This window comes from Leclercia sp. LSNIH3 (genome assembly GCF_002935105.1).
GTDB lineage: Bacteria > Pseudomonadota > Gammaproteobacteria > Enterobacterales > Enterobacteriaceae > Enterobacter > Enterobacter adecarboxylatus.
In genome coordinates, this window is the sequence record NZ_CP026387.1 from 2,572,952 (window position 1) to 2,593,084 (window position 20,133).

Here is a 20,133-nt window from a genome sequence, read left to right on the forward strand (position 1 = left end):
TACAGGAGTTCCTCATGACGAATCGTACCCAGCGCCTGAAAGCTGCGCTTTTTGCACATAACCGAGAAATTTCGCTCGAACGCGCTTTGCTCTATACCGCCAGCCATCGGCAGACCGAGGGCGAGCCGGTTATTCTGCGTCGCGCCAAAGCCACGGCGTATATCCTTGAGCATGTTGAGATTTCGATTCGTGATGAGGAATTAATCGCTGGTAACCGTACCGTGAAGCCGCGCGCAGGGATTATGTCGCCGGAGATGGATCCCTACTGGCTGCTGAAAGAGCTGGAACAGTTCCCGACGCGGCCGCAGGACCGTTTTGCGATCAGCGAAGAGGACAAACGCATCTATCGTGACGAGCTCTTCCCTTACTGGGAAAAGCGCTCGATGAAAGATTTTATCAACGGCCAGATGACTGACGAGGTAAAGGCGGCCGTCAGCACGCAGATTTTTAGCGTCAACCAGACGGACAAAGGGCAGGGGCACATCATTATCGACTATCCGCATCTGCTGAATAACGGCCTGGGCGAGCTGGTAGCGCAGATGCGCCAGCACTGCCAACAGCAGCCGGATAACCCGTTCTACCAGGCGGCACTGCTGCTGCTTGAGGCCTCGCAAAGCCATATCTTGCGTTATGCGCTGTTGGCTGAAAACATGGCCGAGAACTGCCCTGACGCGCAGCGTCGTCAGGAGTTGCTGGCCATTGCTGCCAACTCTCGCCATAACGCCCAACACAAACCGCAAACCTTCTGGCAGGCGTGTCAGCTGTTCTGGTACATGAATATCATTTTGCAATACGAGTCCAACGCCAGTTCCCTGTCGCTGGGGCGTTTTGACCAGTATATGCTGCCGTTTTATCAGGCTTCGCTCACGCAGGGTGAAGATCCCGCTTTCCTGAAGGAATTGCTGGAGTCATTGTGGGTAAAATGCAATGACATCGTGCTGTTACGCTCTACCAGCAGTGCGCGCTACTTTGCCGGGTTCCCGACCGGCTACACCGCCCTGCTCGGCGGGTTGACCGAAAGTGGGCGTAGCGCAGTCAACGTGCTCTCCTTCCTCTGCCTTGATGCTTATCAGAACGTCCAGTTGCCGCAGCCTAACCTTGGTGTGCGCACCAATGCGCTGATCGACACGCCATTCCTGCTAAAAACCGCTGAGACCATTCGCCTCGGCACGGGTATTCCGCAGATCTTTAATGACGAAGTGGTCGTGCCTGCGTTCCTGAACCGCGGCGTGTCGCTGGAAGATGCCCGTGACTACGCGGTGGTGGGCTGCGTGGAACTGTCGATTCCCGGCAGAACATACGGTCTGCATGATATCGCTATGTTTAACCTGCTGAAGGTAATGGAAATTTGCCTGCATGAAAACGAAGGCAATAATGCGCTGAGCTATGAGGGGTTACTGACGCAAATCCGCGCCAAAATCAGCCATTACATCCAACTTATGGTCGAGGGCAGCAATATCTGCGATATCGGCCACCGCGACTGGGCGCCGGTGCCGCTGCTTTCATCATTTATCAGTGACTGTCTGGATAAGGGCCGCGATATTACCGATGGCGGTGCGCGGTATAACTTCTCTGGCGTGCAGGGGATTGGTATCGCTAACCTCAGCGACTCGCTGCATGCGCTGAAGGGGCTGGTCTTTGAACAGCAACGCTTAAGTTTCGATGAACTGCTGGCAGTGCTGAAGGGGAATTTTGCCACCCCGGAAGGGGAAAAAGTACGCGCCAGGCTGATTAACCGCTTCGAAAAATACGGTAACGATATTGATGACGTGGATAATATTAGCGCCGAATTGCTTCGCCATTACTGCAAAGAAGTTGAAAAATACGCTAACCCGCGTGGTGGCTACTTTACTCCCGGCTCTTATACCGTCTCGGCACATGTGCCGCTGGGCTCAGTCGTCGGGGCCACGCCGGATGGGCGTTATGCCGGAGAACAGTTAGCTGACGGCGGTCTGTCGCCAATGCTTGGCCAGGATATGCAGGGGCCGACTGCGGTGCTGAAATCGGTAAGCAAGCTGGATAACATGCTGTTATCTAACGGTACGCTGCTGAACGTTAAGTTCACACCTGCCACTCTGGAAGGAGATGCAGGGCTGCATAAGCTGGCGGATTTCCTGCGTGCTTTCACGCAGCTGAAATTACAGCACGTGCAGTTTAACGTGGTGAATGCCGATACGCTGCGTGATGCACAGCGTCGGCCACAGGATTTTGCCGGTCTGGTGGTACGCGTTGCGGGCTATAGCGCCTTCTTTGTTGAGTTGTCGAAGGAGATCCAGGATGACATCATCCGCCGCACCGCGCATCAGCTGTGAGGTGATTGATCCGCGCGGCGATGAGGTCGCGCGCATCTTCAATATTCAGCGCTATTCCCTGAACGACGGGCAAGGTATCCGCACGGTGGTCTTCTTCAAGGGCTGCCCGCATACCTGCCCGTGGTGCGCCAATCCGGAATCGATCTCCCCGAAGCTCGAAACCGTACGGCGTAAGAGTAAATGCCTGCACTGCTCGCCCTGCCAGCGGGATGCCGATGAATGCCCTTCCGGGGCTTTTGAGGCCGTAGGGCGTGACGTCACCCTGGATGAACTGGCCCGCGAAGTGATGAAAGATGAAGTCTTTTTTCGCGCTTCCGGGGGCGGTGTGACCTTATCGGGCGGCGAGGTGTTGATGCAGGCCCCCTTTGCGACGCGGTTTTTGCAACGTTTGCGTAGCTGGGGCGTGCCCTGCGCCATTGAAACCGCCGGAGATGCGCCCGCCAGCCGCTTGCTACCCCTGGCGCGTTGCTGTGATGAGGTGCTGTTTGACCTTAAAATTATGGACGCGCGGCAGGCCCGCGCGGTCGTCAGCATGAATCAGCCGCGGGTAGTGGAAAACCTGCGGTTGCTGGTGCAGGAAGGGATTGCGGTCACGCCAAGGCTGCCGCTGATCCCTGGCTACACGCTCAGCAAAGAGAATATGCAGCAGGCGCTTACGTTGTTGACGTCTCTGGGTATCAGGCACCTGCATCTGTTACCGTTTCATCAATACGGTGAGCCAAAGTATCGTCTGCTTGGGCAACAGTGGTCGATGAGAGAGGTGTCCGCTCCGTCGGCGCAAGAAGTGGCAGCTTACCGTCAGTGGGCGGAAAGTGCCGGATTTGAGGTCACCGTAGGAGGTTAATATGACAGTGCCATCTGGACGATATCTGGTTGCCGTAACCGCCTGCGTTAGCGGCGTTGCGCACACTTACATGGCTGCCGAGCGCCTCGAGAAGATTTGTCAGCAAGAAAAATGGCACATCAAGATTGAAACCCAGGGGGCGCTGGGAATAGACAACCCCTTAGCGGAAGAGGATATCCGCCGGGCGGATGCGGTGCTGCTGATTACGGATATTGAGCTTGCAGGGGCGGAGCGGTTTGCCTCCAGCCGTTACGTACAATCGGGTATCAGCGCTTTTCTGCGGGAACCGCAGCGCGTGATGAGCGCCGTGCGTAGGCTGCTTTCCGCTCCGCAGCAAACCCATTTTATTGTGGAATAACTATTTTTCCGTGAGCTGGCTGTGATACTGCCGGCGATATTCCGAGGGGGAGCGCTCGGTGTTTTTACGGAACAGGCGGCAAAAGTAGTTACTATCGACAAACCCACAGGCGTGGGCCACCTCTTTGACCTTCAGATCGTACCCTTTCAGCAACATCCGGGCGTGCTCCAGCCGCGTATGGTTAAGGTACTCATTAAAGCCCATCCCCCCCGTTTTTTGAAACAGATGGGAGAGGTAATTGGGTGAGATATAAAACGCCTGCGCCACCGACTCCCGGGTTAACGCCATGGCGTAGTGCTCATCAATATAATTACGAATGGCTTCGAACAGCGCCTGGCTTCGCGATGCGGTCTGGATCTGGCTGCCGAGCAGATCGCGACAGTGGCTGAGCAGGCTGGTGACGATGAGTCTGGCGGTGTGTTGCTCCTGCGGCTGCATCTGCATTTCATTGAGGGTCTGTAACAGGAAAGAACCAATTCGCGGCCCCCGGCGTGCAACGTGCTGCTTCGTCAGATTGTGATAGTGTTTGCCATCCCACTGTACCACGCTAAAGCCGAGCTGCTGTTTACCAAACAGAATGCTGAAGGTCGTCACCGGGCTATTTATCTGCGGAAAGTTCCAGCCACCCGCCGGAACATAGAGGACATCGTAGGGGATAAGGGTTTGCGTGAGACCTGCGTCAATGAGTTCACCCTCCAGCACGATCTCCAGACGCGGGAAATCCACCTTATAGGCCAGTTCCGGCACCGGGCCGCTGGTGCTGGCAAAATAAATATGCCGCAATGGCGTAGCGCCACTGATAAGGCGGGAGAGAAGGTGGTTGACGTCGTGATACATGTTTTTCCCTTGCCGGATGCAGACAGGGCAACATTAACGTTGATAATTGAAAAAGGCCATCCTAATTGGATGGCCTTTGCCGTGATGATGTCCGTCGCGGTTAATTAACCCGTGTTACGCATGCCCGCCGCAACACCTGCGATGGTGACCATCAGCGCTTGTTCCACGCGTGGATCCGGCTCCAGACCTTCTTCTTCCGCTTTACGCGAACGGTACAGCAGCTCTGCCTGCAGCACGTTCAGCGGGTCGGTGTAGATGTTACGCAGCTGGATGGACTCGGCAATCCATGGCAGATCGGCCATCAGATGGGAGTCGTTGGCGATATCCAGCACCACTTTGATGTCGTCTTGCAGCAGCTCGCGCAGCTCGCTGCCCAGCGCCCACAGCTCCGGTTTCACCAGACGCTGATCGTAGTATTCCGCCAGCCACAGGTCGGCTTTCGAGAACACCATTTCCAGCATGCCGAGGCGCGTGGAGAAGAACGGCCAGTCGCGGCACATGGATTCCAGTTCGTTCTGCTTCCCGTCTTCCACCACTTTTTGCAGAGCGGCACCGGCACCCAGCCAGGCCGGGAGCATCAGTCGGTTCTGCGTCCAGGCGAAGATCCACGGGATAGCACGCAGGGACTCAACCCCGCCAGTCGGGCGACGTTTTGCCGGACGTGAACCCAGTGGCAGTTTGCCCAGCTCCTGCTCCGGCGTTGCCGAGCGGAAGTAAGGCACGAAGTCTTTGTTTTCGCGCACATAGCCGCGGTACATGTCGCACGAGATGTCGGACAGTTCGTCCATGATATGACGCCAGGCATCTTTCGGCTCCGGCGGCGGCAGCAGGTTCGCTTCGAGGATCGCACTGGTGTAGAGCGACAGGCTGCTGATGGTAACTTCCGGCAGACCGTACTTGAAGCGGATCATTTCGCCTTGTTCGGTCACACGCAGGCCGCCTTTCAGGCTGCCCGGCGGTTGAGAGAGCAGGGCCGCATGAGCAGGGGCACCGCCACGGCCAATCGAGCCGCCGCGACCGTGGAACAGAGTCAGTTCAATCCCGGCTTTTTCGCAGGTTTTGATCAGCGCATCTTGTGCCTGATACTGCGCCCAGGAGGCGGCCATCACGCCCGCATCTTTTGCGGAGTCGGAATAGCCGATCATGACCATCTGCTTGCCCTGGATAAAGCCGCGATACCAGTCGATGTTCAGCAGCTGGGTCATCACGTCGTTGGCGTTATTCAGGTCATCGAGCGTTTCAAACAGCGGCGCGACCGGTAGAGCAAAGGTAATACCCGCTTCTTTCAGCAGCAGGTGAACCGCCAGCACGTCGGACGGGGTTTTCGCCATGGAGATCACATAGGCCGCCACCGATCCTTTCGGCGCATCGACGATCGCTTTGCAGGTGTCGAGCACTTCACGGGTCTCTTCACTTGGTGCCCAGCTCCGCGGCAGCAGAGGACGTTTGGAATTCAGTTCGCGGATCAGGAAGGCCTGTTTGTCGGCTTCTGACCAGCTTTCGTAGTCGCCAATGCCGAGATAGCGGGTCAGCTCGCCCAGCGCCTCGGTGTGACGGGTGCTTTCCTGACGCACGTCGATACGCACCAGCGGCACGCCGAAACATTTCACGCGGCGCAGGGTATCGAGCAGCTCGCCGTTCGCGATGATGCCCATCCCGCAGGCTTGCAGTGACTGATAACAGGCGTATAGCGGCTCCCACAGCTGCTCGTTCTGGCTGAGCAGACCGGCGGGTTTCGGCAGACGCTGGCCTTTAAGGCGCGCTTCCAGCCAGGCCTGAGTGGTCAGCAGCTGGCTGCGCAGGTTTTTGAGCAGGAAGCGGTAAGGTTCGGTTGCACCGGCTTCACCTACCAGCTCAAGCAGTTCTGGCGTGGCTTCGACCATCGACAGCTCTGAAATCAAAATCTGAATGTCTTTCAGGAACAGATCGGTGGCTTTCCAGCGGCTGAGCAGCAGGACGTGGCGAGTGATCTCGGCGGTAACGTTCGGGTTGCCGTCGCGGTCGCCGCCCATCCAGGAGGTGAAGCGCACCGGAACAAAATCCACCGGCAGGCGATAGCCGAGGTTCTCTTCCAGCTGTTCATTCAGCTCGCGCAGGTAGTTAGGCACCCCTTCCCACAGGCTGTTTTCCACCACCGCAAAGCCCCATTTGGCTTCGTCAACCGGGCTTGGGCGGTGCTTACGGATTTCATCGGTATGCCAGGACTGAGCAATCAGCTGGCGCAGACGGCGCATCAGCTGGTTACGTTCGTAGTCAGCAATCTCTTTATTATCCAGTTGCTTCAGGCAGTTGTTCACTTCACCCATTTTATGGATCAGGGTGCGGCGGGTAATCTCAGTTGGGTGGGCGGTCAGCACCAGCTCCAGTGACAGAGACTCAACGGCCTTTTTGATGGTCGCTTCGTTGAGATCGGGTTGGTCCTTGAGTTTTCTGAGCGTGCGGGCAATCACTTCCGGGTTGCTGGCCCCTTCGCCATTCGGCGAAATGCTATGGTACTGTTCGGCGGTATTCGCCAGGTTAAGAAACTGGCTGAAGGCACGGGCAACGGGCAGCAGCTCGTCGTTAGAGAGGTTCTGCAACGTGGTGAGCAGCTCCTGACGGTTGGCTTCGTTACCGGCACGGGAAGATTTAGACAGCTTACGGATTGTTTCAACGCGATCGAGAATGTTCTCGCCCAACGCATCCTTGATGGTATCTCCCAGCACCTTGCCGAGCATACTGACATTACTACGCAACGCGGAATATTGTTCGTTCATAAAAACCCAGTCACCCCATCATTTTTGTTTATGCCCGGCCAGACATCCAACGGACATTATTTTGTCATCTCCCTTTATAAAGCCACGTAAAACCCCCGTCGTCAATTGCTGCGAAAACGGTTCAGCAAACGAATAAATGCGGGCAATTTACGAAATTTAATTCGCTTTGCGTCAGATAAGAGATGCTTATAGGAGTGTGACGAAGATCATGAGATTTTTCCCCTCTCGTGAGAGAGGGGGACAGTCATTAATGCCAGCAGAAGTGATGCACAACCTGGGTGATCAGTTCACGGGTCGGTTTGATAAAGCGCGTTTCCAGATACTCATCCGGCTGGTGGGCCTGGTTGATGGAACCCGGACCGAGGACCAGCGTCGGACAGAGAGTCTGAATAAACGGCGCTTCGGTGCAGTAGTTCACCACGTCGGTTTTTTCGCCGAGCAGTTTTTCCACCACCTCCACCAACTGATGGTCCGGTGGGCACTCATAGCCCGGGATCGGCGGATGCAGTTCAGAAACCGTCAGGCGGCCCGGCCAGCGCTCGCTCACCGGGGCCAGCGCTTCATTCAGCAAGCCGTCAAGATCGCTTAAGGTCATGCCCGGCAGCGGGCGGATATCCATATGCAGTTCGCAGCAGGCGCAGATGCGGTTGGACGCATCGCCGCCGTGCAGGCTGCCGAGGTTGAGGGTCGGATACGGCACGGTGAACGCATCGTAGTGATAACGCTCTTTCAGATCGTCGCGCAGGGTCATGATGCGGCCAATGGCGTCGTGCATCAGTTCGATGGCATTAACGCCGCGCGCCGGATCGCTGGAGTGGCCGGACTGGCCCAGCACGCGCACCGCCGTGGAGATATGGCCTTTATGCGCGCGGATAGGTTGCAGGGAGGTTGGCTCGCCGATAATGGCGCAATCCGGGCGAATTGCGGTGTTTTCAGAGAAGTAGCGCGCGCCTGCCATGCTGGTCTCTTCATCGGCGGTTGCCAGAATATAGAGCGGCTTTTTCAGCGTTTTCACGTCCACGTCACGCAGCGCGTCGAGGATAAAGGCGAAGAAGCCTTTCATGTCGGCGGTGCCCAGCCCGTAGAGCTTGTTGTCGTGCTCGGTCAGGGTGAAGGGATCGCGCGTCCAGCGGCCATCGTCAAACGGTACGGTATCGGTATGTCCCGCCAGCAGCAGACCGCCCGCACCCTGCCCGGTGCTCGCGAGCAGGTTAAATTTATTACGGGTTCCCGGGACGGGCTGAACTTCCACTTTAAACCCGAGATCGCTGAACCACCCCGCCAGCAGATTGATTAAAGTCTCATTACTCTGATCCAGCGCTTCTTCCGTTGCGCTGATGGACGGCGTGGCAATCAGGGCGCGGTAGATCTCGATAAATGGCGGTAAATTCATTTTCATTGTTGACACACCTTAGGTCGTGATAGTATCAATATTCATGCAATAAATGTGAATAAAAATACATTAACGTTGAGCATAAAGGAACCCGATGTTGAATACGCTGATTGTAGGCGCTAGCGGTTATGCGGGCGCAGAGCTTGTAAGCTACGTGAATCGCCATCCTCATATGACCATAACCGCTTTGACTGTCTCAGCGCAAAGCAATGATGCAGGAAAGTTAATTTCCGATTTACATCCGCAACTTAAAGGGATTGTCGATCTGCCGTTGCAGCCAATGTCGGATATCAGCGTGTTTACCGACGGCGTGGACGTGGTGTTTTTAGCCACCGCCCACGAAGTTAGCCACGACCTGGCGCCACAGTTTCTGGCGGCCGGCTGCGTGGTATTCGATCTCTCCGGTGCGTTCCGTGTGAACGACCCCGCGTTCTATGAAAAATACTATGGTTTCACCCATCAGCACCCGGATCTGCTTGAACAAGCGGTATATGGTCTGGCGGAGTGGAACGCAGATGCGCTGAAAGAAGCGAACCTGATTGCCGTGCCGGGTTGCTACCCGACGGCGGCGCAACTCTCCCTGAAGCCGTTGATCGATGCAGACCTGCTGGATCTCAACCAGTGGCCAGTGATCAACGCCACCAGCGGCGTGAGCGGAGCAGGGCGCAAAGCGGCTATCTCCAACAGCTTCTGTGAAGTGAGCCTGCAGCCGTATGGCGTGTTAAATCATCGTCATCATCCGGAAATCACCACCCATCTGGGGGCGGAGGTCATTTTCACTCCGCACCTGGGCAACTTCCCGCGCGGGATCCTCGAAACCATCACCTGCCGCCTGAAACCGGGCGTGACCAAAGAGCAGGTAGGCAAAGCTTTCGCGCAGGCGTATGCGAATAAACCGCTGGTACGTCTGTATGACAAAGGCGTGCCGGCGCTGAAAAATGTGGTCGGCCTGCCGTTCTGCGATATCGGTTTTGCCGTGCAGGGTGAACACCTGATTGTGGTGGCCGCAGAAGATAACTTGCTGAAAGGTGCAGCCGCCCAGGCTGTTCAGTGCGCAAATATTCGTTTTGGCTATGCTGAAACGCAGTCTCTTATTTAAGGTGTGATGATGAATCCATTAATTATCAAGCTTGGTGGTGTGCTGCTGGACAGCGAAGAGGCGCTGGAGCGTCTGTTTACCGCGCTGGTTAACTATCGCGAATCCCATCAACGCCCGCTGGTGATTGTCCACGGCGGCGGCTGTGTGGTTGATGAGTTAATGAAAGGCCTTAACCTGCCGGTGAAAAAGAAGAATGGCCTGCGTGTCACGCCTGCCGACCAGATCGACATCATTACCGGCGCGCTGGCGGGCACTGCCAACAAAACGCTGCTGGCCTGGGCGAAGAAACACCATATCGCCTCCGTGGGCCTTTATCTCGGCGATGGCGACAGCGTAAAAGTGACCCAGCTTGACGAAGAGCTGGGGCATGTAGGCCTGGCGCAGCCGGGTTCGCCTAAGCTGATTAATACCCTGCTGGAAGGGGGATTCCTGCCAGTGGTCAGCTCTATCGGTGTGACCGAAGAGGGCGAGCTGATGAACGTCAATGCAGACCAGGCGGCTACCGCTCTGGCGGCGACGCTGGGCGCCGACCTGATCCTCCTCTCTGACGTGAGCGGTATTCTGGACGGCAAAGGCCAGCGCATTGCGGAAATGACTGCGGCGAAGGCTGAGCAGCTGATCGCCCAGGGCATTATTACCGACGGCATGATTGTGAAAGTGAATGCGGCGCTGGATGCCGCGCGCACGCTTGGCCGCCCGGTGGATATCGCCTCCTGGCGTCACGCCGAGCAACTGCCAGCCCTGTTCAACGGCACGCCGATTGGTACCCGTATTCTGGCTTAATATTTAATGCCTGGCGGCACTCTGCTTGCCGGGCCGACAAGACCGTAGGTCGGGTAAGCGTAGCGCCACCCGGCAGAACTAACGAATAAAGGAAGCATGTTATGGCACTTTGGGGTGGGCGTTTTACACAGGCAGCGGATCAACGGTTCAAACAGTTCAACGACTCTTTGCGCTTCGACTACCGCCTGGCCGAGCAGGATATTGTCGGCTCTGTGGCCTGGTCCAAAGCGCTGGTCACCGTTGGCGTGCTGACCGCAGACGAACAGCTGCAGCTGGAAGAGGCGCTGAACAACCTGCTGGAAGAGGTGCGTCTGAACCCGCAGCAAATCCTCGAGAGCGATGCCGAAGATATTCACAGTTGGGTGGAAGGCAAACTGATCGACAAAGTCGGCCAGCTAGGTAAAAAGCTGCACACCGGCCGGAGCCGTAATGACCAGGTGGCGACCGACCTGAAGCTGTGGTGTAAAGATACCGTGGTGGAACTGCTGGCGGCGAACCGTCAACTGCAGAGCGCGCTGGTGGAAACCGCGCAAAACAACCAGGACGCGGTGATGCCAGGGTATACCCACCTGCAGCGTGCGCAGCCTGTCACCTTTGCTCACTGGTCGCTGGCCTACGTTGAGATGCTGGCGCGTGATGAGAGTCGTCTGCAGGATGCCTTAAAGCGTCTGGACGTTAGCCCGCTGGGCAGCGGCGCATTGGCCGGTACGGCGTATGAAATCGACCGTGAGCAGCTGGCCGGCTGGCTGGGCTTTGCTTCTGCCACCCGCAACAGCCTGGACAGCGTCTCCGACCGTGACCATGTGCTGGAGCTGCTCTCAAATGCGTCAATCGGTATGGTGCATCTGTCGCGCTTCGCCGAAGACCTGATCTTCTTCAACTCTGGCGAAGCCGGTTTTGTGGAGCTGTCCGATCGTGTGACCTCCGGCTCTTCCCTGATGCCGCAGAAGAAAAACCCGGATGCGCTGGAGCTGATCCGCGGCAAGTGTGGCCGCGTGCAGGGTGCACTGACCGGCATGATGATGACCCTGAAAGGGCTGCCGCTGGCGTACAACAAAGATATGCAGGAAGACAAAGAAGGGCTGTTCGACGCGCTCGACACTTGGCTGGACTGTCTGCATATGGCGGCGCTGGTGCTGGACGGCATTCAGGTGAAACGTCCGCGTTGCCAGGAAGCGGCTCAGCAGGGCTATGCCAACTCCACCGAGCTGGCGGATTACCTGGTCGCCAAAGGCGTGCCGTTCCGTGAAGCGCACCATATTGTGGGCGAAGCGGTGGTAGAAGCCATTCGTCAGGGCAAGCCGCTGGAAGACTTGTCCCTGGCTGACCTGCAGAAATTCAGCAACGTGATTGGCGATGATGTTTACCCTATCCTGGCGCTGCAGTCGTGCCTGGATAAGCGTGCGGCAAAAGGCGGCGTGTCGCCGCAGCAGGTGGCGCAGGCCATTGCGGATGCAAAAAACCGTCTGCTTTAATGCGTGCGGGCTGGTGCTCCACCCCGGCTCTTTCCTTTAGTTCGAGAGAGCACACCCTAAAATGGCAACTTCGGTTGCCATTTTGCTTTTATCCCGTTTTTTAACGCAAAAAAAAAGCGGACCACGGGGTCCGCAAAAGTTCACGTTGGCTTTAGTTGTTCGAGCTTTGAGAAAAACTCGTTAGACGGGCAGGACTTCAAGGGTAATCAGTGCCGCTTCGTCTCTGTGATGCATTATTCAACAGAACGCTTGATAGGGATAATCGTTCATTGCTATGCTATCTATCGCCATGAACTATCGTGGCGACGGAGGATGAATAATGAATATTCGTGATCTTGAATACCTGGTTGCATTAGCTGAACACCGCCATTTTCGCCGCGCGGCAGATTCCTGCCACGTCAGTCAGCCTACGCTTAGCGGTCAGATCCGTAAGCTGGAAGACGAACTTGGTGTGATGCTGCTGGAGCGCACCAGTCGTAAGGTTCTGTTCACCCAGGCAGGTCTTCTGCTGGTGGATCAGGCGCGCACCGTGCTGCGCGAGGTCAAAGTGCTCAAGGAAATGGCAAGCCAGCAGGGGGAGACGATGTCCGGCCCGCTGCATATTGGCCTGATCCCTACCGTTGGCCCATACCTGCTGCCGCAAATTATTCCGATGCTGCATCAGACTTTCCCAAAACTCGAAATGTACCTGCATGAAGCGCAAACGCATCAGCTGCTGGCGCAGTTAGATAGCGGCAAACTCGACTGCGCGATCCTCGCGCTGGTCAAAGAGAGTGAATCCTTTATCGAAGTCCCGCTGTTTGATGAACCGATGATGCTGGCGATCTATGAGGATCACCCGTGGGCGAACCGCGATCGCGTACCGATGGCCGATCTGGCCGGTGAAAAGCTGCTGATGCTGGAAGATGGTCACTGTCTGCGCGATCAGGCGATGGGCTTCTGTTTTGAAGCGGGTGCCGATGAAGATACCCACTTCCGCGCAACCAGTCTGGAAACGCTGCGTAACATGGTGGCGGCGGGGAGTGGTATTACGCTGCTGCCAGCGCTGTCCGTTCCGCCAGAGCGTCGCCGTGACGGGGTGGTTTATCTGCCGTGCATCAAGCCGGAGCCGCGTCGTACTATTGGCCTGGTCTATCGTCCAGGGTCGCCGCTGCGCAGCCGCTATGAGCAGCTGGCAGAGGCCATCCGCAGTTCGATGGATGGCCGTTTCGACAGTGCGTTAAAACAGGCGGTTTAAGCCGTTCAGCGCCGCAACCCGATAGGCTTCTGCCATGGTCGGGTAGTTAAAGGTGGTGTTAACAAAATACTCGATGGTGTTACCGCCACCTTTTTGCTCCATGATCGCCTGGCCGATGTGAATGATTTCCGCCGCACGTTCACCGAAGCAGTGAATGCCGAGGATCTCTTTCGTCTCGCGATGGAACAGGATCTTCAGCGTACCCACACTCATCCCGACGATTTGCGCCCGCGCCAGATGTTTAAACTGGGCGCGACCCACCTCGTAAGGCACCTTCATGGCCGTCAGCTGCTGTTCGGTTTTCCCGACTGAGCTGATCTCAGGAATGGTGTAAATGCCGGTCGGGATATCTTCAATCAGATGCGCCGTCGCTTCACCTTTCACCAGCGCCTGAGCGGCAATGCGCCCCTGGTCATAAGCGGCCGACGCCAGGCTTGGATAACCAATGACGTCACCTACAGCATAGATATGCGGCAGGGCGGTCTGATACATGCTGTTGACCTTGAGCAGCCCGCGGCTGTCAGTGGTCAGGCCGATGTTTTCCAGCGCCAGCGAATCGGTATTACCGGTACGACCGTTAGCGTAGAGCAGGCAGTCGGCTTTCAGCTTTTTGCCGGACTTCAGGTGCATAATTACGCCATCATCGCAGCCTTCGATCTTCTCATACTCTTCGTTATGACGAATCACCACGCCGCTGTTCCAGAAGTGGTACGAGAGCGAGTCGGACATCTCCTGATCGAGAAACGCCAGCAGGCGGTCGCGGGTGTTTATCAGGTCAACTTTGACGTTCATGCCGCGGAAGATGGAAGCATATTCACAGCCGATCACCCCGGCACCGTAAATCAGTACGTGGCGCGGCTCATGGTGCAGGCTCAGAATGGAGTCGCTGTCGTAGACGCGCGGATGGGAGAAATCCACATCTGCCGGACGGTACGGGCGTGAGCCGCAGGCGATCACAAACTTCTCGGCGGTGATGGTCTCGACGGAACCGTCATGACACTCCAGCGCCAGCGTATGTTCATCCACGAAATGGGCGTTACCCTGCAGAATTTCGCAATGATTACGTTCATAAAAGCCCTGACGCATACGGGTCTGCTGATTAATAACGGTATCAGCGTGGTTCAGGATATCGGCAAATGATGAACGGAGAAGGCGGGAGTGATCGCTGTAAAGAGGGTTCTGGTTGAATTCAATAATGCGGCTGACAGCGTGGCGGAGGGCTTTAGAAGGGATGGTGCCCCAGTGGGTGCAACCGCCGCCAACATTATGGTAGCGCTCAATAACCGCGACTCTGGCTCCTTGCTTAACCAGTCCCATAGCAGCGCCTTCGCCGCCAGGGCCGGAACCAATAACTATTGCGTCGTAATCGTAGGAATGTGACATGGTAAGGCTTACCTGTTCTTATACATAAAAGCAACAGAATAGTAACATCATTGACGGGATAACCCAATTATCGTTGTGCTCTTTTCGCGTGGTGGAGCACAAACAACATGGAAAGCGTCATTCTGTAAGCCAGGTAAACCGATTAATTTTATTCTCTGGTATAGTGCCAGCGGGCCTTTGGAAGGATTCAACTATCGTGATGGGCGTAAGAGCACAACAAAAAGAGAAAACCCGGCGTTCGCTGGTAGAAGCGGCATTCAGTCAACTGAGTGCCGAGCGAAGTTTTGCCAGTCTGAGCCTGCGCGAAGTCGCACGCGAAGCCGGGATTGCGCCTACCTCTTTCTATCGTCATTTCCGTGACGTAGATGAACTGGGTCTGACCATGGTGGATGAAAGCGGGCTGATGCTCCGCCAGCTGATGCGCCAGGCGCGTCAGCGTATAGCTAAAGGAGGCAGCGTGATCCGCACCTCCGTTTCCACCTTTATGGAGTTTATCGGCAACAATCCCAACGCGTTTCGTTTACTGTTGCGGGAACGCTCTGGTACGTCGGCCGCGTTTCGTGCCGCCGTGGCGCGTGAGATTCAGCATTTTATTGCGGAACTTGCCGACTATCTTGAACTCGAAAACCATATGCCGCGCGCCTTCACTGAAGCGCAGGCCGAGGCGATGGTGACAATAGTCTTCAGTGCGGGCGCCGAAGCACTGGATGTGAGCGTTGAACAACGCAAACAACTCGAAGAGCGACTGGTATTGCAACTGCGGATGATCTCTAAAGGGGCTTATTACTGGTATCGCCGTGAACAAGAAAAACTGGCGCATCAATCCGATGAGTGAAAGGTGAGTAATGAAACAGACAGGACAGGATAAAGGAACATTGTTGCTGGCATTGATCGCTGGCTTATCCATTAACGGTACGTTTGCAGCGATTTTTAGCTCTATTGTGCCGTTTTCGGTTTTCCCGATGATCTCTCTGGTGCTGACGGTGTACTGTCTGCATCAGCGTTATCAGAATCGCACCATGCCGGTGGGGTTACCGGCATTGTCGGCGGCGTTCTTTGTGCTGGGCGTCCTGCTGTATAGCACCGTGGTGCGTGCAGAGTACCCGGACATTGGCTCTAACTTCCTGCCTGCGGTGCTGTCGGTAGCGCTGGTGTTCTGGATCGGCTTTAAAATGCGCAATCGTAAACAGCAGCTGCCAGAGTAAGATGTGTTTGTAGGCCGGGTAAGCGCTGCGCCACCCGGCATTACGATTTACCGGGCCGTCAGTAACACACCGCACTCCATATGGTGCGTATACGGGAACTGATCGAACAATGCCAGACGTTCAACCTTGTGCGTCTGGCTTAATGTTTCCAGGTTCTTGCATAAGGTTTCCGGGTTACAGGAGATATACAGAATACGCGGGTACGCCTGCACCATCTTCTCGGTTTCGCTGTCCAGCCCACTGCGCGGTGGATCGACGAAAATCGTCTCACACTGGTAGCTCTTCAGATCAATCCCCTGCAGACGGTTAAACTCCCGCACGCCGTTCATCGCCTGAGTAAATTCTTCCGCCGACATCCGAATGATCTGCACATTATCAATGTGGTTAGCCGCGATGTTGTACTGGGCGGAAGCGACCGACGGTTTGGCAATTTCGGTAGCCAGAACGCGATTGAAGTTACGCGCCAGCGCCAGCGAGAAGTTACCGTTACCGCAGTACAGCTCCAGCAGATCGCCGGTTGAACCTTCAGTGGCATGCAGTGCCCACTCCAGCATCTGCACGTTCATCGCCGCGTTCGGCTGAGTAAAGCTGTTCTCCACTTGGCGATAAATCATCTCTTTGCCCGCCACCGGCAGACGCTCGTCGATGAAATCCTGATCCAACATGATTTTGGTTTTTGTCGCACGGCCAATCAGATGCACGTTGATGTTCTGCGCACGCAGTGCATCACGCAGGGCTTCTGCGGCCTGGCGCCATTCGTCATTCAGCGCTTTATGGTACAGCAGCGAGACGATGGCCTGATTGCTTTGGGTGGTGAGGTAGTCAATCTGGAACAGCTTATGGCGCAGCAGCGGATTATTACGCACGCCATCCATCATCAGGGTCATCAACTGGTTAATCAGCTCGCTGGCCGCCGGGAAACTGTCCACGCGGATACGGCTTTTGGTCTGCTGATCGAAGATGATGTGATAAAGGTCGTCGCCGTCATGCCAGATGCGGAATTCGGCACGCATACGGTAGTGACTGACCGGGGAGCGGAACACCTCAGGCGCAGGCGCAGCAAAAGGCGTCATCATACTTTGCAGACGGACGACTTTCTCTGCCAGTTGCGCGTCGTACTGTTCTGTCGGGAGGTGTTCGGGGGTCATGATGCTTCCTGATTGATGATGAATTACGCGGGGATTGTAGGGATTGTACAGGGGATGTCCAGCCTTAATGGTTAACAGCAGTCTGGACATCTATACGTGTCTAAATGTAGCATTATGTTTCCGGTCTCTTGAGAGTGAAAAGGGAATCCAGTGCAAATCTGGAGCTGACGCGCAGCGGTAAAGACTGGCGGGATGAGAGCTATAGACACTGTGAAAATGGGAAGTCTTCATCCTTATAAAGCCACCTAGCCCGAAGACCTGCCGGAATTACGTCGCATTTGGTTTCATCATCGCGTGCTATGGGTGAGGCCTGCGGCATCCTTCTTATACTGTGGATGCTTTTACAATGATAAAAAAAGTATCGCTGTTGACGGCGCTTTCCGTCACGGCATTTTCGGGCTGGGCGCAATCTGGCGCAGACGCGCTGGTCGTAACGGCTAACCGTGTTGCTCAACCTGCTAACACCGTTCTGGCCCCTAGCTCCGTTGTGACCCGGGAAGATATTGAACGCTGGCAGGCAAAAAGCGTCGTTGAAATCATGTCACGCTTACCGGGTGTGGATATTGCCCAAAGCGGCGGCATGGGTGCCAACTCTTCTACCTTTATTCGCGGAACGGAATCCCGTCATGTGCTGATATTGATCGACGGCATTCCACTGAATAACGCCGGCATCAGTAACTCACCGGATCTCAGCCAAATCCCCGTTTCACTCATTCAACGTGTCGAATACATTCGCGGCCCGCGTTCGGCCCTCTATGGCTCGGATGCCATTGGCGGCGTGATTAACATCATCACCGGCCGGGACAAGCCAGGCGCTGAAATCACTGCCGGCGTCGGCTCTAAAGGGTATCAATCTTACGATGGCTCCTTCCAGCAGGTGCTGGATAAAACCAAGATCACCCTGGGCGGCAACTACACCTACACCCGCGGCTTTGATATCGATGCGGCGGATGCGCCACGCCAGCCCGATCGTGACGGCTTTATGAGTAAGTCGCTGTTTGGCTCGGTTGAGCAGCAGATCAGCGATAACCTGAGCGGTTTCGTGCGGGGACTGGGTTATGACAACCGCACGGCGTATGACGGCTATGAGCATTATGATGCTAACTTTATGGTCGATGGCCTGCCGGACACGCGCCAGCTGTATAGCCAGAACTGGGATACCGGATTGCGCTATAACCAGGGGATCTACCAGACTCAACTGGTGGGCGGGTATGGTCGCAGTAAAGACCAGAACTATGATCCGAGCAAAGGCCGTTATGCTTCTTCTGCCACCACGGATGACGTTAAGCAGTACACCGCTCAATGGCTGAACACCGTGACGGTTGGCCACGGCAATATCGGCGCGGGTCTGGACTGGCAGAAACAAAAAACCGAGGCGGGAACAGGTTATCTGGATCAAGGCTACACGCAGCGCAACACCGGGGTATTCCTGTCTGCCATGCAGCAGTTTGATAGCGTCACCCTGGAAGCCGCGGCGCGTAATGATGATAACTCTAACTTTGGTAACCATAGCACCTGGCAGACCAGCGCCGGATGGGAGTTTATCGACGGTTACCGGATCATCGGTTCCTACGGTACGGCCTATAAAGCGCCGACCATGAGCCAGATCCACAGTGCGAGCTATGGCAACCCGGACCTGAAGCCGGAAGAGAGCAAGCAGTGGGAAGGTGGTTTCGAGGGGCTGACCGGCCCGGTCACCTGGCGCGTATCAGCTTATCGTAACGATATCGACAACCTGATTAGCAGCGACCCGCGTACGTTCCGCTACTACAACGTCGATAAAGCGCGCATTAAAGGTATCGAAGCTACGGCGCAGTTTGATACCGGTCCAGTGGGACATCAGATCTCTTATGACTATGTTGACCCGCGCAATGCCAAAACCAACGAGGTGCTGGCCCGCCGTTCTAAGCAGCAGGTGAAGTACCAGTTGGATACCCAGGTGTGGGATCTCGACTGGAATCTGGCCTACCGTTACCTGGGCACCCGTTATGACGTGGCGTACAATCCTGATACGTTCACCTCAGAGCGCGTGAAAATGGGTGGGGTCAGTTTGTGGGATCTCGCAGTTTCATATCCTGTCACCTCTCACCTTACAGTTCGTGGTAAAATCGCCAACCTGTTCGATAAAGACTACGAGACAGTTTATGGCTACGAAACTGCAGGACGGGAATACACCTTGTCTGGCAGCTACACCTTCTGACCCACGTCCCACCGTACTGGTGTTTGACTCCGGTGTCGGTGGGCTTTCAGTCTATGATGAGATTCGGCATTTACTGCCGGATCTTCATTACATCTATGCATTCGATAACGTGGCTTTTCCGTATGGGGAAAAGAGCGAAGACTTTATTGTCGAGCGCGTCATTGAAATCGTCACTGCTGTACAACAGCATTACCCTCTCGCTCTGGCGGTGATTGCCTGTAATACGGCGAGTACGGTTTCCCTTCCAGCCTTACGCGAAAAATTCCCGTTCCCGGTTGTCGGCGTGGTGCCGGCGATTAAACCTGCGGCACGCCTGACGGCGAATGGCGTGGTGGGGCTACTGGCAACACGCGGGACGGTTAAGCGTCCTTATACCCGCGAGCTGATCGAACGTTTTGCCAATGAATGTCAGATCGCGATGCTAGGTTCAGCCGAGCTGGTGGAGATGGCCGAAGCAAAACTGCACGGCCAACCGGTATCACTGGAAGAGTTGCGCCGCGTTCTGCGCCCGTGGCTGCGTATGAAGGAGCCGCCAGATACGGTTGTACTCGGCTGCACGCATTTCCCTTTATTGCAGGACGAGCTGCTTGCCGTACTGCCGGAAGGTACCCGACTGGTAGACTCAGGGGCAGCTATTGCCCGTCGCACCGCATGGCTGCTTGAACATGAAGCGCCAGATGCGAAATCTACCGACGCGAATATTGCTTATTGCATGGCATTGACCGCTGAGACTGAGCAACTTTTACCCGTTTTACATCGTTACGGCTTCGAAACGCTCGAAAAACTAGCGCTGTAGCACGTTTTTGAGCAAAAAAAAGACGGTTGAAAGATTTTTTTAAATTAGCTCTTGTCACTGCCGAAGAACTCCCTATAATGCGCCTCCACTGACACGGAACAACGGATTACAAACCGCCGTGACAGCAGGCTTCAGAGATGAACGCCGGCAGAGAAAAGCAAAAATAATCGCTTGACTCTGAATGAGGAAAACGTAATATACGGGACCTCGCAACGGTGAGCGAAAGCCGCGTTGCACTGCTCTTTAACAATTTATCAGACAATCTGTGTGGGCACTCAAAGTGACATGGATTCTTAATGTCGAAAGA

16 protein-coding genes and 1 riboswitch are annotated in these 20,133 nt (G+C 55.6%); of the genes, 11 read left to right on the forward strand and 5 right to left on the reverse strand.

From position 1 onward, the window contains the following. The first annotated feature begins 14 nt into the window (after positions 1-14). The 3 genes from C3F35_RS12420 to C3F35_RS12430 are packed head-to-tail and all read left to right on the forward strand — an operon-like array spanning position 15 to position 3,514. Positions 15-2,312, forward strand: a complete 2,298-nt coding sequence (locus C3F35_RS12420) for a formate C-acetyltransferase (RefSeq protein WP_032615253.1) — start codon at positions 15-17, stop codon at positions 2,310-2,312. Beyond that, positions 2,278-3,156, forward strand: a complete 879-nt coding sequence (locus C3F35_RS12425) for a [formate-C-acetyltransferase]-activating enzyme (RefSeq protein WP_103793523.1) — start codon at positions 2,278-2,280, stop codon at positions 3,154-3,156. The genes C3F35_RS12420 and C3F35_RS12425 overlap by 35 nt, the downstream gene beginning before the upstream one ends. Before the next feature lies 1 nt (position 3,157). Beyond that, positions 3,158-3,514 carry a PTS fructose-like transporter subunit IIB gene (locus C3F35_RS12430; RefSeq protein ID WP_103793524.1) on the forward strand — a complete coding sequence of 119 codons (357 nt, stop codon included), beginning with the start codon at positions 3,158-3,160 and terminating at the stop codon, positions 3,512-3,514. Here C3F35_RS12430 and C3F35_RS12435 read toward each other — a convergent pair whose 3' ends face one another. The 3 genes from C3F35_RS12435 to argE all read right to left on the reverse strand — a co-directional run bounded on the left by C3F35_RS12435 (position 3,515) and on the right by argE (position 8,506). Continuing rightward, on the reverse strand, positions 3,515-4,351 hold the full coding sequence (locus C3F35_RS12435; protein ID WP_103793525.1) for a helix-turn-helix transcriptional regulator: 837 nt from the start codon (positions 4,349-4,351) through the stop codon (positions 3,515-3,517). A gap of 104 nt (positions 4,352-4,455) precedes the next feature. Beyond that, positions 4,456-7,107 carry a phosphoenolpyruvate carboxylase gene (gene ppc / locus C3F35_RS12440; RefSeq protein ID WP_103793526.1) on the reverse strand — a complete coding sequence of 884 codons (2,652 nt, stop codon included), beginning with the start codon at positions 7,105-7,107 and terminating at the stop codon, positions 4,456-4,458. Between the two features lie 247 nt (positions 7,108-7,354). Continuing rightward, complete coding sequence (gene argE, locus C3F35_RS12445) at positions 7,355-8,506, reverse strand: acetylornithine deacetylase (RefSeq protein WP_032615243.1); 1,152 nt, start codon at positions 8,504-8,506, stop codon at positions 7,355-7,357. Positions 8,507-8,594: 88 nt separating this feature from the next. Here argE and argC point away from each other — a divergent pair, with 88 nt between their 5' ends. From argC to oxyR, 4 genes are all read left to right on the forward strand, one after another. Further along, positions 8,595-9,599 carry an N-acetyl-gamma-glutamyl-phosphate reductase gene (gene argC, locus C3F35_RS12450; RefSeq protein ID WP_103793527.1) on the forward strand — a complete coding sequence of 335 codons (1,005 nt, stop codon included), beginning with the start codon at positions 8,595-8,597 and terminating at the stop codon, positions 9,597-9,599. Positions 9,600-9,605: 6 nt separating this feature from the next. Next, complete coding sequence (argB, locus tag C3F35_RS12455; protein WP_098946274.1) at positions 9,606-10,382, forward strand: acetylglutamate kinase; 777 nt, start codon at positions 9,606-9,608, stop codon at positions 10,380-10,382. Between the two features lie 101 nt (positions 10,383-10,483). Further along, a complete protein-coding gene (argH, locus tag C3F35_RS12460) occupies positions 10,484-11,857 on the forward strand; it encodes an argininosuccinate lyase (protein WP_077226917.1) in 1,374 nt (457 codons plus the stop codon). A gap of 319 nt (positions 11,858-12,176) precedes the next feature. Continuing rightward, a complete protein-coding gene (oxyR, locus tag C3F35_RS12465) occupies positions 12,177-13,094 on the forward strand; it encodes a DNA-binding transcriptional regulator OxyR (protein ID WP_032615235.1) in 918 nt (305 codons plus the stop codon). Here oxyR and sthA read toward each other — a convergent pair. Next, on the reverse strand, positions 13,077-14,477 hold the full coding sequence (gene sthA / locus C3F35_RS12470; RefSeq protein ID WP_032615234.1) for a Si-specific NAD(P)(+) transhydrogenase: 1,401 nt from the start codon (positions 14,475-14,477) through the stop codon (positions 13,077-13,079). The two genes, oxyR and sthA, sit on opposite strands and share 18 nt — an antisense overlap. Before the next feature lie 196 nt (positions 14,478-14,673). Between sthA and fabR the strand changes: the two genes are divergently transcribed. Together fabR and C3F35_RS12480 are read left to right on the forward strand one after the other, a co-directional pair. Further along, on the forward strand, positions 14,674-15,312 hold the full coding sequence (fabR, locus tag C3F35_RS12475) for an HTH-type transcriptional repressor FabR (RefSeq protein WP_032615233.1): 639 nt from the start codon (positions 14,674-14,676) through the stop codon (positions 15,310-15,312). A 10-nt stretch (positions 15,313-15,322) separates the two neighbouring features. Then, on the forward strand, positions 15,323-15,682 hold the full coding sequence (locus tag C3F35_RS12480) for a YijD family membrane protein (RefSeq protein ID WP_032615232.1): 360 nt from the start codon (positions 15,323-15,325) through the stop codon (positions 15,680-15,682). A 47-nt stretch (positions 15,683-15,729) separates the two neighbouring features. On the opposite strand, the gene trmA is transcribed toward C3F35_RS12480, so the two are convergent. Continuing rightward, positions 15,730-16,830 (reverse strand): tRNA (uridine(54)-C5)-methyltransferase TrmA, encoded by a 1,101-nt coding sequence (gene trmA, locus C3F35_RS12485; protein WP_032615230.1) that lies wholly within the window; start codon positions 16,828-16,830, stop codon positions 15,730-15,732. Positions 16,831-16,934: 104 nt separating this feature from the next. Then, a riboswitch (cobalamin riboswitch) is annotated at positions 16,935-17,110 on the forward strand. Positions 17,111-17,176: 66 nt separating this feature from the next. On the opposite strand from trmA, the gene btuB reads away from it, so the two are divergent. Further along, the gene (btuB, locus tag C3F35_RS12490) at positions 17,177-19,030 is read left to right on the forward strand and encodes a TonB-dependent vitamin B12 receptor BtuB (RefSeq protein WP_103793528.1); all 1,854 of its coding nucleotides are present in this window, start codon (positions 17,177-17,179) and stop codon (positions 19,028-19,030) included. Next, positions 18,975-19,826, forward strand: a complete 852-nt coding sequence (gene murI, locus C3F35_RS12495; protein ID WP_032615226.1) for a glutamate racemase — start codon at positions 18,975-18,977, stop codon at positions 19,824-19,826. Before btuB ends, murI begins: the two co-directional genes overlap by 56 nt. The last annotated feature ends 307 nt before the right edge of the window (positions 19,827-20,133 follow it).